We start from the raw sequence: 14,945 nt of genomic DNA on the forward strand, positions 1-14,945 counted from the left end.
GGCAAAAGCCTCATGAAGTCACCTTTGCTGATCGAAGGGCACTCGACCCCTCGAACGCCGGTATCGTCACGTCCTTCTCCACCGTCTCTTGATAGCCGAGCTGGAAGTGATCGACAGCGTCTTTGAAGAGACGTACGCCATCGGATTCGCCCAAAGCGCGTTGCATAGCGCTGGGATCACCGATCGCCGTGATCACGAACGGTGGTGAGTAGACGCGTCCGTGCAGGAGCAAGGTGTTGCCGACACAGCGTACCGCGCTGGTCGACAGCACCCGGACACCCATGATCGACATAGCTTCGGCGCCACCGGCCCAGAGCGCGTTGACCGCCGCCTGCACGTCACTCTGGTGGACGACCAGGTCATCCGGCCGTACGCCGTCCGGGCGATCCCCCGGCCGCTGCGGCGCGTCGTCGAGCCGCACCGTCAGCCCCGGACCGTGCACCGCGGTGAACCCGGCCGCCGCCTCCATGCCCTTGGCCCGCTCGCTCTCGGCCCGGATCGGCCCGTCGGTGCGGGCCAGCGCGTCGGTTTGCCCGCGCACCGCCTCGGCCAGCTCCCGGGCCCGCTGCTGGCTCGCCGTCACCCGGTTGCGCTCCTCGTCGACGACCTGGGCCAGCCGGGGGCGCCGGTCCTCGCGCAGCGCCGTACCGTCGGCGGTCTTGGCGCTCGTGGTGAACAGCAACCCGGCGGCCAGCGCGATCAGCGGCACCAGGGCCGACCAGGCGTTGCGCGGCTTCCGGAGGCGTGTGATCCGGCGCACCGCAGGTCGCCATGCTGACGAGTTGGGCACCAGGGTCCTCCTCCGTGCACGCTGGTCGATGCGGATGCCGGGGATTATTCCCATAAACCCGGTGCCGCCCGTCCATGGCCGCGACGCGCCGCGTTGATTACGCTAGCTGGCGAACATTATTGGCCATGGACCGTCGCCGGTTGACAGGCCCGAGCGAGGACCACAACCAGGAGAGAGCGTCGTGCCCAAGTCGCAGGTTCGCAAGAAGAAGGTCTACACCCCGCCGACCGACGTGCGTCCGTCGGCGGCCGCAGCGAGCCGCAAGCCCAGCCCGAGCTGGCTTCCGATCACGGGCGTCGCCCTGATCGTGTTCGGCATCGCCTGGTTGGTCGTCTACTACCTCTCCGACACCAACTACCCGGTGGCCTCGTGGAGCTACTGGAACCTGGCGATCGGCTTCGGGGCGATGGTCGCCTCCCTCGCGGTGTTCAGCCGCTGGCGCTGATCTCTTCCCGGTTAAGGTGAGATCCGAAGACCAGGTGCGGCATACCTCACGTTACTGACCAGTAACTAGTGCCGTAACCTGGTCCTCAGTCACACCTAGCCAACGGAGGCTGTGCGCATGGGCGTCGTCGAGGTCATCTGCACGACCATCGCTGGTCTCATCACGCTCGTCGCCGTCGCGCTCGCCGCCCGCGCTGTCACGCGGATGCTGAGCGTCGTCCGCCTCGGGCAGCCCGATCCGGCCCGGCTCGGCTCCTGGGGTGCCCGCACCAAGGTCATGCTCAAGGAGACCGCCGGCCACACCCGGATGCTGAAGTGGTCGGCCGTCGGCGCGGCCCACTGGTTCGTGATGGTCGCCTTCGTCGTGCTGTCGCTGCTGGTGCTGGAGGCCTACTTCGAGGTCGTCTCACCATCGGGCGGCATCCCGTGGCTGTCCGGCTGGGTGGTGTTCGGCTTCGTCACCGAGATCATCGGCATCCTGGGCATCCTCGGCATCGCTTATCTGATCTCAGTGCGGCTGCGGAACCGGCCCGGCCGGGCCCGCGGGCTGTCCCGGTTCACCGGCTCGACGATGTGGCAGGGCTACTTCGTCGAGTGGGTCATCGTCGGCGTGCTGATCTGCGGGTTCCTGATCCGCGGCTTCAAGGCCGCCACCGACCACCTCGAGTTCCCGACCTGGGCGGCCCCGCTGTCACACGGCCTCGGCTCGATCCTCCCGGCCTGGGAGTCCGGCGCTCCGGTCGTCGCCGCAATCAAGATCGTCATCTCGATGACCTGGCTCATCGTGATCTCGCTGAACATCACCATGGGCGTCGCCTGGCACCGGTTCCTGGCGTTCCCCAACATCTTCTTCAAGCGCGACCCCGCCAAGCCCGCCGGCTCCGGCTTGGGCGCGCTCAAGCCGATGACCTCCAACGGCGCGCCACTCGACTTCGAGGAGGCCGACCCGGAGAAGGACCAGTTCGGCGTCGCCCAGGTCGAGCAGTTCACCTGGAAGGGCCTGCTCGACTTCTCCACCTGCACCGAGTGCGGGCGGTGCCAGTCGCAGTGCCCGGCGTGGAACACCGGCAAGCCGCTCTCACCGAAGCTGCTGGTGCTCTCGCTGCGCGACCACGCGTACGCGAAAGCCCCCTATCTGTTGGCCGGCGGCGGCAAGGACCTGACCGGCGAGGAGAAGGCCACCGCGGAGCAGCTGGCCGGGGTCGACGTGCTGGCCATGGCCGAGGCGGACCGCCCGCTGATCGGCGGCGCCTCCGACGGCGGTGTGATCGACCCCGACGTGCTCTGGTCGTGCACGACCTGTGGTGCGTGCGTCGAGCAGTGCCCCGTCGACATCGAGCACGTCGACCACATCGTCGACATGCGGCGCTACCAGGTGCTGATCGAGTCGTCGTTCCCGTCCGAGGCCGGCGTGATGCTCCGCAACCTGGAGAACAAGGGCAACCCGTGGGGCGCCCCGCCGAACACCCGCGAAGACTGGACCAAGGGCCTCGAGTTCGAGGTCAAGCGGGCCGGCGCCGGCGACGACTTCGAATACCTGTTCTGGGTCGGCTGCGCGGGCGCGTTCGAGGACCGGGCCAAGAAGACCACCCGCGCCGTCGCCACGCTGCTGCACGAGGCCGGCGTCGACTTCGCGATCCTCGGCGAGGGCGAGACCTGCACCGGAGACCCGGCCCGCCGCATGGGCAACGAGTTCGTGTTCCAGATGCTCGCCCAGCAGAACGTGGAGACCCTCAACGAGGCGGGGGTCAAGAAGATCGTCGCGTCCTGCCCGCACTGCTTCAACACCCTGCGCAACGAGTACGGCGCCCTGGGCGGCTCGTTCGAGGTCGTGCACCACACGCAGCTGCTCGCCGACCTGGTCGCCTCCGGGAAGCTCACCCCGGTGCAGCCGGTGGACGGCGGCGTCACCTTCCACGACCCGTGCTACCTGGGCCGGCACAACCGGGTCTTCACGCCGCCGCGCGAGGTGCTCGAGGCGTCCGCCGGTGGTGCCGACGTCACCGAGATGCCCCGCAACAGCGAGCGCTCCTTCTGCTGCGGCGCCGGCGGCGCCCGGATGTGGATGGAAGAGCGCATCGGCAAGCGGATCAACATCGAGCGGGTCGAGGAGGCCATCTCCACCGGCGCCCACACGATCGCGGTCGGCTGCCCGTTCTGCTTCACGATGATCAGCGACGGCGTCACCGCCAAGCAGGCCGCCGGCGCCACCGACGGCGTCGAGGTGGTCGACGTGGCCACCGTGCTGCTGCGCTCGGTCAAGCCGGAAAGCCCGGCTTCGCCGGCCGAGCCCGAGGTCACCGCCGCCGGCTGACAACCACAGCCCGCGGGCTGCGGTAAACCGCAGTTGTAGCGTGCAGTCCATGTGGAGCGCGGTGGGCGGGGTGCTGTCGGCGGGTGGCCGGCTGTTCGTCGGCGTCTCCGTCGGCGCCGCCACCGCCGTCGCCCAGCTCGCCTTCCTCGGCTGGGCCGCACTGGTCGCCCTGCTCGAGCTGCTCCGCGGCCGGCGGCCGGAGGGCATCGAGCGCCCGGCCCGCCATCTGGTCGAGGTCGAGCGCTGGCGGATCGCGGCGTTCCTGCCCGGCGGCGCCGAGGTCGAGCACCTCGACGACTACCCGTCGCGCCGCGCCGTCGCGTACCTCGGGGTGCGGTGGCTCGTCGGTCTGCTCGGTGGGTTCGTCGCCCTGCTCTTCCTCTATGGCCTCGGCACCGGCGCGATCTGGGCCCGCGACCTGTTCGTCGGCCGCAGCAGCACGCTGCTCGTGGTGGCCCAGGTGGTCGGCGGGCTGGTGCTGTTCTTCCTGGCGGTGCAGGGCTTCCTCGGCGTGGCGGCGCTCGACCGGTGGCTGGCCCGCCGGCTGCTCGTGCCCAGCGACCGGGCCCGCTACGAGCGGCGGATCAGCGAGCTGGCGGCCAGCCGGGCCGGCGTGGTCGCGGCCGTCGACGCCGAACGCCGGCGGATCGAGCGGGACCTGCACGACGGCGTGCAGCAGCGGCTCGTCGCCCTCGGGCTGCTGCTCGGCCAGGCCCGGCGCGGCACCGACCGTTCCCGGTCCGACGAGCTCGTGCGGCAGGCGCACGACGAGGCCCGGGAGATCCTGGCCGAGCTGCGGGACGTGGCCTGGCGGGCGTACCCGGCCGATCTCGACCACCTCGGGCTGGCCGAAGCGCTGGCCCGGGTCGCCGAGCGCGGCCGGGTGCCGGTGACGGTCGACTGCCGGGTGGGCCGGCTGCCGTCCGCGGTGGAGACGGCGGCCTACTTCGTGGTCTCGGAGGCGGTGACCAACGCGGCCAAGCACGCGCCCGGCAGCCGCGTGTCGGTGTGCGTCGTGCCGGTCGACGGGGGAGTGCGCGTGACGGTGACGGACGACGGGCCCGGCGGCGCCGACGCCGGGGGCGGAGGGCTCTCGGGCCTCGCACGTCGGGCGGCGGCGCTGGACGGCTCCCTGCTCGTGGACAGCCCAGCCGGCGGCCCGACCACCGTGACGGCGGAGCTGCCATGCGCGTGATCCTCGCCGAGGACTCGGTCCTGCTGCGGGCCGGCCTGGCCCGGCTGCTCACCGACGAGGGGCACGAGGTGGTGGCCGAGGTCGGCGACGCGGTGTCGCTGCTCGCCGCGGTTGCCGCCGACCAGCCCGACGTCGTGGTGGCCGACGTGCGGATGCCGCCGAACCACCGGGACGAGGGGCTGCGGGCCGCGGTCGAGATCCGGGCCCGCTGGCCGCGGGTGGGCGTGCTCGTGCTCTCCCAGTACGTGGAGCGCCGCTACGCGGTCGAGCTGCTGACCACCCGCAGCGACGGGGTCGGCTACCTGCTCAAGGACCGGGTCGCCGAGGTGGGCGAGTTCCTGGAGGCGCTGGACCGGGTGGCCGCTGGCCGCGCCGCGTTCGACCCGGAGGTGGTGCGGCAGCTGCTGGCCCGCACCTCGCACACGGACCCGCTGCGCCGGCTGACCGCGCGCGAGGCCGAGGTCCTGGACCGGATGGCCCAGGGCCACACCAACGCCGGGATCGCGGCCCAGCTGCATGTGTCACAGAGCGCGGTCGAGAAACACGTCAACGCGATCTTCGACAAGCTCGACCTGTCACACACGACGGGCTACAGCCGCCGCGTGCTGGCGATCCTCCGCTACCTCGGTTCTTAGATTTTCTCGTAGGAGGCGAAGGGCTCGCGGGCGCGGTCGAGGTCGCCGTGCAGGAGGTCGGTCCAGGCGGCCAGCACCGCGGCCGGGTCGTAGCGCCGGCGCATCTCGGCCTTGGCCGCCGCCGACCGCTCGGCCCAGACGTCCGCGTCCGCGTTGGCCAGCAGCGCGGCCGCGGCGTCGTCGACCGACTGGTGGATCCAGTGGCCGTCGTAGACCTCCTGGACGCCCGGCCACGGCCGGAACACCGGGACAGCGCCCGAGGCCATCGCCTCGGCTGCGGCCAGGTGCACGCCCTCGATGTCGCTCATCGACAGGAACGCGCCGACCCGCCGGTACCAGCGGGCCATGTCGCGCCCCGGCGGCTCGAAGACGACGCCGCCGCGCAGGTGCGGGTCGCGCTCGATCCGGTCCTGACACCAACCGGCGTACTCCTGCTCCTCCTTGCTCGACCAGACGTGCTGGCTGTCCCAGGGCGCCATCGACCGCACGTGCAGCGAGAACCGCGGGTCCTCGCGCCGCACCGCGGCCACCACGTCGAGGGCCAGGTCGAGCCGCTTGAGGAACCGCTCGATGCCGACCATGCCGATCGCGAACTGCGCGCCGGGCAGCTTCGGCCGGTCGAGCCAGTCGATGTCGAGGTAGTTCGGGATGTAGACCAGCTTTTCCTTCGGCCAGCCGATCTCGTCGCGGATCCGGGGGCCGAGGGCCGGCGCGATGTAGACGACGGCGTCGACCTTGTCGATGTCGATCGTCTTCGGGTACGGCGCGTCGAGCTCGAACCGGTGCAGCCGGACGACGAGGTACTGGTCGGGACGCTTGCGCTCGGCCAGCCACTTGGCGCTCGGCCGGGCCCACTCGCCGACCACCGTGTCGGCCTTCTCCAGCAGCTCCGCGGTCTCGTCCGTCTCGTGCGAGACCCACTGCCACTCGTCGAGCGAGACGCTGAAATCGGCCCGGTCGTCGAGCCGGGCGCCCAGCTCGCGGATGAACTTGAGGTCGAAGCCGGAGATCAGCACGTCGCGGGCCGGGCGACCCGGCGCCCCCTCGACCGGCAGCGTCGCGGCGACCAGCTCGGCGGCGCCCCGGTCCTGCGCGGCCGCGCTCCACTCGGCCGGGGTGTCCGGCAGGCTCGGCCGGGGCCAGGCGTGTCCCTGCTGGTCCCAGTCGAGCCAGGCCGTCGGCGCCCACTGCGCGTCGAGGCCACGACGACGGGCCATCGGGAAGGAGTACGTGTCGGACGGCTGCCGCCACGCCGTCAGCTGGGCGACCGTGGCCGCCGTGTCGGGGTCGAGGCCGTCGGGCACCGCGGCGTCACCGGAGTGCGCGCACGGGCGGTCGTCGGCCACGGGCGGCAGGATGACCACCCGCGGCCGGCCGCTGGTGGCGGCCCGCTCCACCGCGTCGCGCCCGAGCTCGCTGTCGGTGACGAAGCCGGCGACCCGCGGCGCGAGCGCGTTGACCAGCTTGCTGAACGCCGTCTCGCCGCCCTGCAGCGTCCGCGTCGGCGGCAGGGCGAGCGCCCACACCCGGTCGCCGGGGGTGCCCCGGTCGACCACCGCGAGCGCCGCGGCCAACGACTCGGCCACGATGATCTGGGCGTCCTCGGTGCCCGGCACGGGCGGCGGTGGCGGGGGCGGCGGCGGAGGGGGCGGCGGCGGAGGCGGCGGGACGACGAGCCGCTTGACGCGGCGGCCGACCTTCACCGGGATGGCCAGGCCGAACCGGACCGGGCCCGGCAGCCAGGCCGCCACCGGCTGCTTCTTCGGCGGGGCGACCGGCGCCGGCTTCGGCTTGGCCACTTCGGGCTCGGGGGCCTGCCAGGTCACCTGGGTGACGGCCGTGCCGGCGGCGCCGAACGCGGCGGCGGCGCCCGCGCGCCAGCAGCACACGCCGGGCACGTCGGGCCACCGGCTGTCGCGCAGCAGGACCAGGCGCGGGGTGGTCGCCATCGGGTTCGCCTCCGGGTTCGGATTAGCAGGCAGGGCGGCAACCTACCGTACGCGCGCCGGCCGGTCGATAGGCCTGTCCCGATCAACTCCGCCCGTGCCGGCCGACGGGTCGGCGGAGGCGGTTGGCGACGAACCAGACGACCAACACGACGACCGCGCCGATGACGATCTTCTGCAGCACACCCGCGTACGCCTCGACGCGCCACCACGACTCGAGCTGGTAGCCGGCCAGCACGAAGACGGTGTTCCAGATCAGGCTGCCAGCCGTGGTGAGCGCGAGGAACGTCGGCACGGACATGCGCTCCACGCCGGCCGGCACGGAGATCAGGCTCCGGAAGATCGGGATCATGCGGCCGAAGAACACGGCCTTGGTGCCGTGCTGGGCGAACCAGGCCTCGGTGCGGTCGATGTCGTGCAGCCGAACCAGTGGCAGTCGGGCGGCGATGGCCCGGACCCGCTCCCGGCCGACCACGGCGCCGACGAGATAGAGGGCCAGCGCGCCGACCACCGAGCCGGCCGTCGTCCAGAACAGCGCCGACCACAGGCTCATGTCGCCCTGGCTCGCGGTGAACCCGGCGAGCGGCAGGATGACCTCGCTGGGCAGGGGCGGAAACAGGTTCTCCAACGCGATGGCCAGGCCGGCGCCGGGCGCGCCGAGGCGCTCCATCAGGTCGACGGCCCAGGCGGCGATGCCGCCCGCGGTCTGCGGTTCGCTGGTGAGGATCATGCCGTCGACGCTATGGACGCGCCTGGCCGCTCACCATGAAGCTGACCCCCGGGCCGACTGCGGAAAACCTCAGGAGCTGCCGGCGGTGGTCGCCGGGACGATCACCGCCACCATGATCGCGGCGTGCATCTCCTCGATGGCCTTCTTCACCGCCGTGGCCGCCCAGTCCGCCTGGTCGATTTCCTTGAGTCGGGCTTCGACCTGGTCCTTCGGCACGTCCGGGAAGGTGCGGCGCTCGAAGTTGGTCGCGCGCACGAGAGACAGCAGCGCCGCCGTCCGGGGCTCGACCGGCCCGGTGGACCTGATCGCCCGGTCGAGGCGGCCGCGCAGCTCGGTTTCGACGGATGGCTCCAGGCCGCCGGGCGACGGGTAGCGGGTGGTCTTGAAGACCCACAGCACCTTGTCGGTCGTGCGGCTGACCAGGCCCGCCTCGACCAGGCCGGCGAGCACCCGCTCAGGCAGGCCCTTGGCCAGGTTGGTCACCCACTCCTTGGGCTTGCGCCGCTTCTGGTCACCGGCGATGCGGGCCAGGGCCGTGTCGACGAGGGGAGCGCCGGTCGGAGTCGGGTCGGCGATCCGGACCCGGCCGTCATCGACCACCACGCGGCCGGCCAGCGCCAGCTCGATCAGCAGCGCGCCGCCCAGCGCGTACCCGAAGCCCGGGCTGGCCATGCGGTTGACGCCTTCGTCGTCGTGGGCGAGGAGGGCGAGCTCGTCGGCGAGGGTGAGCGTGATCATTGGCTCTGTACGTACCCGAAGACGGCCGCGCCGAACAGGACCGCGACGATGATGATCCGGCCGGCGACCTTGCGGAAGTGGCCCCACATGGCCTTCTGCATGCCCGGTAGGCCTTTCTTGACGCTGCGGTAGTCGGAGCGGGCCCGGCGGTAGCGCTCGCCCATCCAGCCCATCGTCCAACCGAGGACGACCGCCCCCATGAACGTCGCCAGCACCGCGCCAGCCATCAGGCCTCCCGCGAAATGATCACCCGCCGTGTCTGAGCCGTGCCCGACAGCATTGCCCTCCGTAGCCGTGAAGGTCAATACGTCGAACCGTGAAACAATCTCGCCGAGGTGAACCGATCATCGACGACGTCCTGCTCACCACGATCCTTCCGCTGGTCGGGTTCGTACTCCTGACCGGCGCCAACGCGTTCTTCGTCGCCGCCGAGTTCGGCCTCGTCACCGTCGACCGCGCCGAGATCGACCGGCGGGCCACCGGCGGTGACAAGCGGGCCGGCACGGTGCGTAAGGCTTTGCACGAGCTGTCGTTCCAGCTCTCCGGCGCCCAGCTCGGCATCACCATCGCCGCGCTGCTGACCGGCTACCTGGCCGAGCCGGCGCTGGCCAAGCTGTTCCGGCCGCTGATCGAGCCGCTGGCCGGCGACTCGACCCGCACGGTCACCACGTTCCTCGCGCTGGCCCTGGCCACCCTGCTGTCCATGCTGTTCGGCGAGCTCGTGCCCAAGAACGCGGCGCTGGCCCGGCCGATGTCCGCCGTGCTCGGCACGGTGGTGCCGTTGCGGGTGTTCTCGGCGACCTGCCGTTGGCTGATCGCGGCGCTCAACGCCTCGGCCAACTGGGTGGTCCGGCGCCTCGGGGTCGAGCCGCAGGAGGAGCTGGCCAGCGCCCGGTCGCCCGAGGAGCTGGGGTTGCTCGCCGCCATCTCCGCGCGGGCCGGCGCCTTGCCCACCGACACCGCGATGCTGCTGCAGCGGACGATCCGGTTCGGCGACAAGCGTGCGGCGGAGGCGATGACGCCGCGGGTCGACGTGGTCGCGCTGCGCGGCACGGCCAGCGTGGCCGCGCTGCTCGAGGCGGCGCGCGAGACCGGGCGCACCCGTTTCCCGGTGTACGAGGACACCCTCGACCTCGTGACCGGCGTGGCGGCGGTGCCGGACGCGCTCGGCGTACCCCCGGCCCGGCGGGCGACGACGACGGTGGCCGCAGTGGCCCGCGAGCCGGTCTACGTGCCCGAGAGTCTCGATCTCGACGGCGTCCTCGCCGCGCTGCGCACCGCGGACGCCGACCTCGCGATCGTCGTCGACGAGTACGGCGGCACCGACGGCGTGGTGACCATCGAGGACCTCGTGGAGGAGCTGGTCGGTGAGATCGCCGACGAGTTCGACGTCGAGGCGGTGGAGGAGACCGGCGCCGTCGAGCTGACCGTGCCGGGCGGCGAACGCACCTTCCTCGTCGACGGGATGTTGCGCGCCGACGAGCTGGCCGAGCTGACGGACTTCCGGCTGCCCGACGGGCCCTACGAGACGCTCGCGGGCTTCCTGATGGCCCGCCTCGGGCACATCCCGGTGGCCGGCGAGACGATTCACGACGCGGGTTGGGAGTTCACCGTCGTCGAGGTCGAGCGGCACCGGATCGAGCAGGTGCGGGTGGTCAGCCCGGAGGCCGAGCATGCTTAACCTGCTGATCACGCTGGTCCTGATCCTGGGCAACGCGTTCTTCGTGGGCAGCGAGTTCGCGCTGATCGCGTCGCGCCGGACGGTCATCGAGCCGATGACGATGACGTCGCGGCGGGCGCGGATGGCGCTGTCGGCCATGAACCAGATCCCGCTGATGATCGCGGGCGCGCAGCTCGGCATCACGATCTGCTCGCTCGGCCTCGGCGCGATCGCCGAGCCGGCCATCGCCCACCTGCTGGAGGGCCCGTTCCACGCCGCCGGCCTGCCGGACGCCGCGGTGCACCCGGTCGCGTTCGTCTGCGCGCTGATGATCGTGGTCTACCTGCACACCGTCATCGGCGAGATGGTGCCCAAGAACATCGCGATCGCCGGACCGGAGACCTCGGCGCTCTGGCTCGGGCCGGCGATGCTGGCGTTCTGCGTGGCGACCAAGCCGCTGCTGGTCGCGCTGAAGTGGGTGTCCCGCCTGGTGCTGCGCCTGTGGCGGATCGAGTCGGCCGACGCGGTCAAGACCGTGTTCACCGCCGAGGAGCTGGCAGGTCTGGTCTCCCAGGCCCGCACGGAAGGCCTGCTCGGCTCGGAGGAGCACGCCCGGATCACCGGCGCGCTCGCCCTGCACGACCGCACCGCCGCCGACGCCATGCGGCCCTGGTCGTCGGTGACCACAGTGGCCGAAGACGTGTCACCGGCCTCGCTCGAGGTGCTGGCGACCCGCACCGGGCGGTCGCGCTTCCCCGTCGTGCAGCGCAGCACGCGCCGGGTGCTGGGCTTCGTGCACGTCAAAGACATCCTCGGGTACGCGGGCGCGAGCCGGACCGCGGCGGTGCCGGCCGAGGTCGTGCGGCGGCTGACCGTGGTCCCGCCGGAGCGGAGCCTCGCCGATCTGCTGCTGTCGATGCGGCGTGAGCGGCAACACATGGTGCTCGTCTCCGACGGTCGGTCGCCCCTTGGAGTAGTGACTCTCGACGATGTGTTGAATGCGGTTGTCGGTCAGGGCAATTCGGGCTTTCCTGGCGGAGGTGTTACACCGCCCGTACCCGCCTGACAGCGCAGCGAATGCGGCCTTGCGGGCTGTTTCGCCAATCCCTAATGTGTTTCCTCGGCGGCGTACCCCCCACGCCGATTTCGTCTCACTACGGGAGGCAATCGCCTTGCGCGCGTCCCGGCGGTCTGTCCACGTTCTACTGGCGCTTGCCTTCGGCCTGGTCGCCGCAGTGCTCCCGGCCGGCCTCGCCGCTGCCGAACCGAGCCCGCAGCAGATCGAAGCCGAAATCGACAAGAAATGGCGTCAGCTAGAGCCGGTCATCGAGCAGTACAACAAGGTCCACTCGGACCTTCAGAAAAACCAAAAGAAAGCCAAAGACTTACAAAAGAAAATCGAGCCGTTGTCGCTGAAGGCCGACATCGCGCTCGACCGGATCGGGGTCATCGCGGCCCAGCACTACAAGACCGGTCCGACCAGCGAGCTGAGCATGCTGCTGAGTGGCGCCAAGTCCGGCGACCTCACCGACCAGCTCGCGATGATCGACCTGCTGGCCCGGCACGAGCAGGCGCAGATCGCCGACGTGGTGGCGGCCCGCGACAAGTTCAACACCGAGAAGGCCAAGCTCGACGCGATCGTGGCCGACAACAAGAAGAAGGACACCGAGCTCGCGGCGCGCAAGAAGCAGATCGCCGCTGACATCAAGAAGCTAGAGAACTCGTTGCCGCCCACCCGGGTCAGCGTCTCGGGGTGTCCGCGGATCACGACGAAGACGACGGCCGAGGCCACCGCGGTCAAGACCGCCTGCCAGCAGGTCGGCAAGCCCTACGTGTTCAACACCGCCGGGCCGAGCACGTTCGACTGCTCCGGGCTGACGCTCTATGCCTGGGGCAAGGCAGGCGTGTCGCTGACCCACTACACCGGTGACCAGTGGGACGAGACCTACGCGGTGTCCAGCCCACGGGCCGGCGACCTGGTCTTCTTCTACAGCCCGATCAGCCACGTGGGGCTCTACATCGGCAACGGCCAGATGGTGCACGCGCCACGGGCCGGCAAGCCGGTGCAGGTGTCCAGCGTCAACCAGATGCCGATCACGGGCTATCGATCGGTGAAGAAACGCTGAGTGTGCTGCTTGTCGGCGGGGGCCCTGTTCGCAGGGCCCCCGCCTTCGTCATTGCTGGGGCGCGGTGGGCCAGGTGCGCCAGTTCTGCCAGGCGCGGCTCGGGGTCGGGCCGCGCTGGTTCTGGTAGCGCGAGCCGTAGACCGCGGCGCCGTAGGGGTGCTCGGCCGGTGACGAGAGCCGGAAGATGCAGAGCTGGCCGATCTTCATGCCGGGCCAGAGCATGATCGGCAGGTTGGCCACGTTGGACAGCTCCAGCGTGACGTGGCCCGAGAAGCCGGGGTCGATGAAGCCGGCGGTCGAGTGGGTGAGCAGGCCTAGGCGGCCCAGGCTCGACTTGCCCTCCAGCCGGCCGGCGAGCCGGTCACCCAGACTGATGACCTCCATCGTGGAGGCGAGCACGAACTCGCCCGGGTGCAACACGAACGGCTGACCGTCGGGCACCTCCACCAGCGAGGTCAGATCGTCCTGCTGGGTGGCCGGGTCGATGTGGGTGTAGAGGTGGTTGTTGAAGACCCGGAACAGCCGGTCGAGCCGCACGTCGATGCTGGACGGCTGCACCAGCGCGGGCTCGAACGGCTCCAGCGTCAGGGCGCCCGACTTGATCTCCGTGACCAGGTCACGGTCCGAGAGCAGCATTGAATCACCCTATGGTTCGTACGTATGTACGATAGGATCGCTCCATGGCTTCCTGGTCTGAGTTCGCCGCCGATGAGCCGCGACTTGCGCGGGCGATCCACGCCCTCATGCACCAATACGGGCCCGGCCTGGGCTACCTGGCGACCGTCCGCGCTGACGGCGGTCCGCGGGTGCACCCGGTCTCACCGGTGATCAACCACGACGGGCTCTTCTGCTTCGTCGTCGACTCGCCCAAGCGGCGCGACCTCGAGCGCGACGGGCGCTACGCGCTGCATTCCTTCCCACCCGAAGACAGCGACGACGAGGCCTATGTCGCCGGCCGGGCCGTGCCGGTCACCGACCCGCGGCGGATCGAAGCCATCGCCGCCGAGCTACGCGCGGAGCCCCGGGTCGACTGGCGGTTGTTCGAGCTGACGATCGAGGCGGCGATGCTGGCGCGTCGGGGTGGCGCGGCTTCGGGGTCGGGGTCTTCTTCGGCGTCGCCTGAGGTGCGCATCTGGCTCGACCCGGCTGGGCGGCGCCGCCGATCATCGCCGGCGTCGGCGCGGCAGGCCGCTCGATGGCGGCGGCCGGCGGCTCGCGAGCTGCTCGAGGTCGCGACCTGACCTGCCTGACCCGATCCGCGCCGCCGGCCCTTCGATGCCGGCGGCGCGGTCTCGGTCAGGGTGCGCGGAAGGCGTTCCAGGCGCGGTTCATCCGCTTCACCTGGCCCGCGGTGAACTGATACATGCAGTAGTCGTCGGTGTAGTCCATGAAGTTGTGGATCGGGTCGAGCCCGGGAGCGGTGCAGGTGTCGGCGCCGATCGGGCACTCGAACTGCGGCTCCGCCTCGGCGGGGGTGTCGGCGACGTGGTCGCCCTTGCCCTCACAGCCGTTCTCGAACGTGTGCATGAGGTTGAGCCAGTGCCCGACCTCGTGCGTGGCGGTGTCACCCTCGTTGTAGGGCGCCGCGGTGCCACCCGGCAGCGACTCGGAGAGGATCACCGCGCCGTCGTACGTGGTGATGTTGCGCTCCGGATAGGTCGCCCAGCCGAGCAGACCCGGGTCGATCAGACCGAAATACATGTTGAGCGTCTCGGGGCCACCTTCGCGCAGCTGGCGCTTCATCTGCCGCTCGGCCGGCGTCTCGGCGAGGATCGGCGACCAGGCCGGGTTGACGACCCGGTTGACCTTCTTCAACTTGAACCGGAAGGGCGAGGCCGCGCCGCCGGTGAACCCGCCGTACGCCTGGTTGAGCACGTTCATCTGCGCGTCGATCATCGACCGCGGAATGTTGCCGGTCGCCCGCGTCCCATCCTCCGACACGACGTGCACGACCACCGGAACGGTGATCGTCCTGCCACGAGCCGACTCGTCGGCCACCCCACCCGACCGTGCCGCAACCGCCGCGTCGAACGCGGCCTCCCGCGCGACGACCTCTTCAGCCGACAGCTCGTTGGGATCGTGCCGCTGCGCGGCACCCTTCATCACCCTGAGATCGACGTGCGTGTCACCGGCACAGTCGGCAACGGCTGGGCTGGCCCCGCCGGCTGACGCTGGCTTGGCCAGCCCGGCAGCGCCGGCGCTGAGCACCAACGCGAGCGCAGCACCCGCGGTAGTAGCCGCCCGCCACGCCCACCGTGTTCCGTGAAGCGTCATTGCTCACCTCTTCCTCCCCGTGGAACAGATGTGAAGGACGTTACCGATGAGCATGATGGGAAGGAACGGCCCGAAACCCTGCCCGTGCCCTAG

14 protein-coding genes and 1 pseudogene are annotated in these 14,945 nt (G+C 70.9%); 8 read left to right on the plus strand and 7 right to left on the minus strand.

All coding sequences use genetic code 11. The features are described from left to right. Window positions 1-10: 10 nt before the first annotated feature. Window positions 11-760 (minus strand): DUF881 domain-containing protein, encoded by a 750-nt coding sequence (locus tag O7635_RS10305; protein WP_278080190.1) that lies wholly within the window; start codon window positions 758-760, stop codon window positions 11-13. Window positions 761-971: 211 nt separating this feature from the next. Between O7635_RS10305 and O7635_RS10310 the strand changes: the two genes are divergently transcribed. From O7635_RS10310 to O7635_RS10325, 4 genes are all read left to right on the plus strand, one after another. After that, complete coding sequence (locus tag O7635_RS10310; RefSeq protein WP_278080191.1) at window positions 972-1,235, plus strand: cell division protein CrgA; 264 nt, start codon at window positions 972-974, stop codon at window positions 1,233-1,235. A 117-nt stretch (window positions 1,236-1,352) separates the two neighbouring features. Then, window positions 1,353-3,548, plus strand: coding sequence for a (Fe-S)-binding protein (locus tag O7635_RS10315; protein WP_278080192.1), 2,196 nt, complete (start codon window positions 1,353-1,355; stop codon window positions 3,546-3,548). Window positions 3,549-3,597: 49 nt separating this feature from the next. Continuing rightward, window positions 3,598-4,743 (plus strand): histidine kinase, encoded by a 1,146-nt coding sequence (locus O7635_RS10320; RefSeq protein WP_278080193.1) that lies wholly within the window; start codon window positions 3,598-3,600, stop codon window positions 4,741-4,743. Next, a complete protein-coding gene (locus O7635_RS10325; protein WP_278080194.1) occupies window positions 4,734-5,378 on the plus strand; it encodes a response regulator transcription factor in 645 nt (214 codons plus the stop codon). The genes O7635_RS10320 and O7635_RS10325 overlap by 10 nt, the downstream gene beginning before the upstream one ends. On the opposite strand, the gene O7635_RS10330 is transcribed toward O7635_RS10325, so the two are convergent. The 4 genes and pseudogenes from O7635_RS10330 to O7635_RS10345 all read right to left on the minus strand — a co-directional run bounded on the left by O7635_RS10330 (window position 5,375) and on the right by O7635_RS10345 (window position 9,019). Continuing rightward, window positions 5,375-7,327 (minus strand): glycosyltransferase, encoded by a 1,953-nt coding sequence (locus O7635_RS10330; protein ID WP_278080195.1) that lies wholly within the window; start codon window positions 7,325-7,327, stop codon window positions 5,375-5,377. The genes O7635_RS10325 and O7635_RS10330 overlap by 4 nt on opposite strands. An 84-nt stretch (window positions 7,328-7,411) precedes the next feature. Further along, window positions 7,412-8,054: pseudogene (locus O7635_RS10335) on the minus strand (DedA family protein); the annotation flags it as partial. A 69-nt stretch (window positions 8,055-8,123) separates the two neighbouring features. Further along, complete coding sequence (locus tag O7635_RS10340; RefSeq protein ID WP_278080196.1) at window positions 8,124-8,792, minus strand: GPP34 family phosphoprotein; 669 nt, start codon at window positions 8,790-8,792, stop codon at window positions 8,124-8,126. After that, window positions 8,789-9,019 carry a hypothetical protein gene (locus O7635_RS10345; RefSeq protein WP_278080197.1) on the minus strand — a complete coding sequence of 77 codons (231 nt, stop codon included), beginning with the start codon at window positions 9,017-9,019 and terminating at the stop codon, window positions 8,789-8,791. Before O7635_RS10345 ends, O7635_RS10340 begins: the two co-directional genes overlap by 4 nt. A 119-nt stretch (window positions 9,020-9,138) precedes the next feature. Here O7635_RS10345 and O7635_RS10350 point away from each other — a divergent pair, with 119 nt between their 5' ends. The 3 genes from O7635_RS10350 to O7635_RS10360 all read left to right on the plus strand — a co-directional run bounded on the left by O7635_RS10350 (window position 9,139) and on the right by O7635_RS10360 (window position 12,578). Next, complete coding sequence (locus tag O7635_RS10350) at window positions 9,139-10,473, plus strand: hemolysin family protein (RefSeq protein WP_278085431.1); 1,335 nt, start codon at window positions 9,139-9,141, stop codon at window positions 10,471-10,473. Next, on the plus strand, window positions 10,466-11,518 hold the full coding sequence (locus tag O7635_RS10355; protein WP_278080198.1) for a hemolysin family protein: 1,053 nt from the start codon (window positions 10,466-10,468) through the stop codon (window positions 11,516-11,518). Before O7635_RS10350 ends, O7635_RS10355 begins: the two co-directional genes overlap by 8 nt. A 106-nt stretch (window positions 11,519-11,624) precedes the next feature. Continuing rightward, window positions 11,625-12,578, plus strand: coding sequence for a C40 family peptidase (locus O7635_RS10360; protein ID WP_278080199.1), 954 nt, complete (start codon window positions 11,625-11,627; stop codon window positions 12,576-12,578). A gap of 48 nt (window positions 12,579-12,626) precedes the next feature. Here the strand turns inward: O7635_RS10360 and dcd are convergent, their stop codons facing one another. Further along, entirely contained in the window at window positions 12,627-13,214 is a 588-nt protein-coding gene (gene dcd / locus O7635_RS10365) for a dCTP deaminase (RefSeq protein ID WP_278080200.1), read from the minus strand. A 44-nt stretch (window positions 13,215-13,258) separates the two neighbouring features. Here dcd and O7635_RS10370 point away from each other — a divergent pair, with 44 nt between their 5' ends. Further along, on the plus strand, window positions 13,259-13,819 hold the full coding sequence (locus O7635_RS10370; protein ID WP_278080201.1) for a pyridoxamine 5'-phosphate oxidase family protein: 561 nt from the start codon (window positions 13,259-13,261) through the stop codon (window positions 13,817-13,819). A 55-nt stretch (window positions 13,820-13,874) separates the two neighbouring features. Here the strand turns inward: O7635_RS10370 and O7635_RS10375 are convergent, their stop codons facing one another. After that, window positions 13,875-14,852 carry a zinc metalloprotease gene (locus tag O7635_RS10375; RefSeq protein WP_278080202.1) on the minus strand — a complete coding sequence of 326 codons (978 nt, stop codon included), beginning with the start codon at window positions 14,850-14,852 and terminating at the stop codon, window positions 13,875-13,877. Window positions 14,853-14,945: the final 93 nt, after the last annotated feature.

This window comes from Asanoa sp. WMMD1127, from assembly GCF_029626225.1.
Taxonomy (GTDB): domain Bacteria; phylum Actinomycetota; class Actinomycetes; order Mycobacteriales; family Micromonosporaceae; genus Asanoa.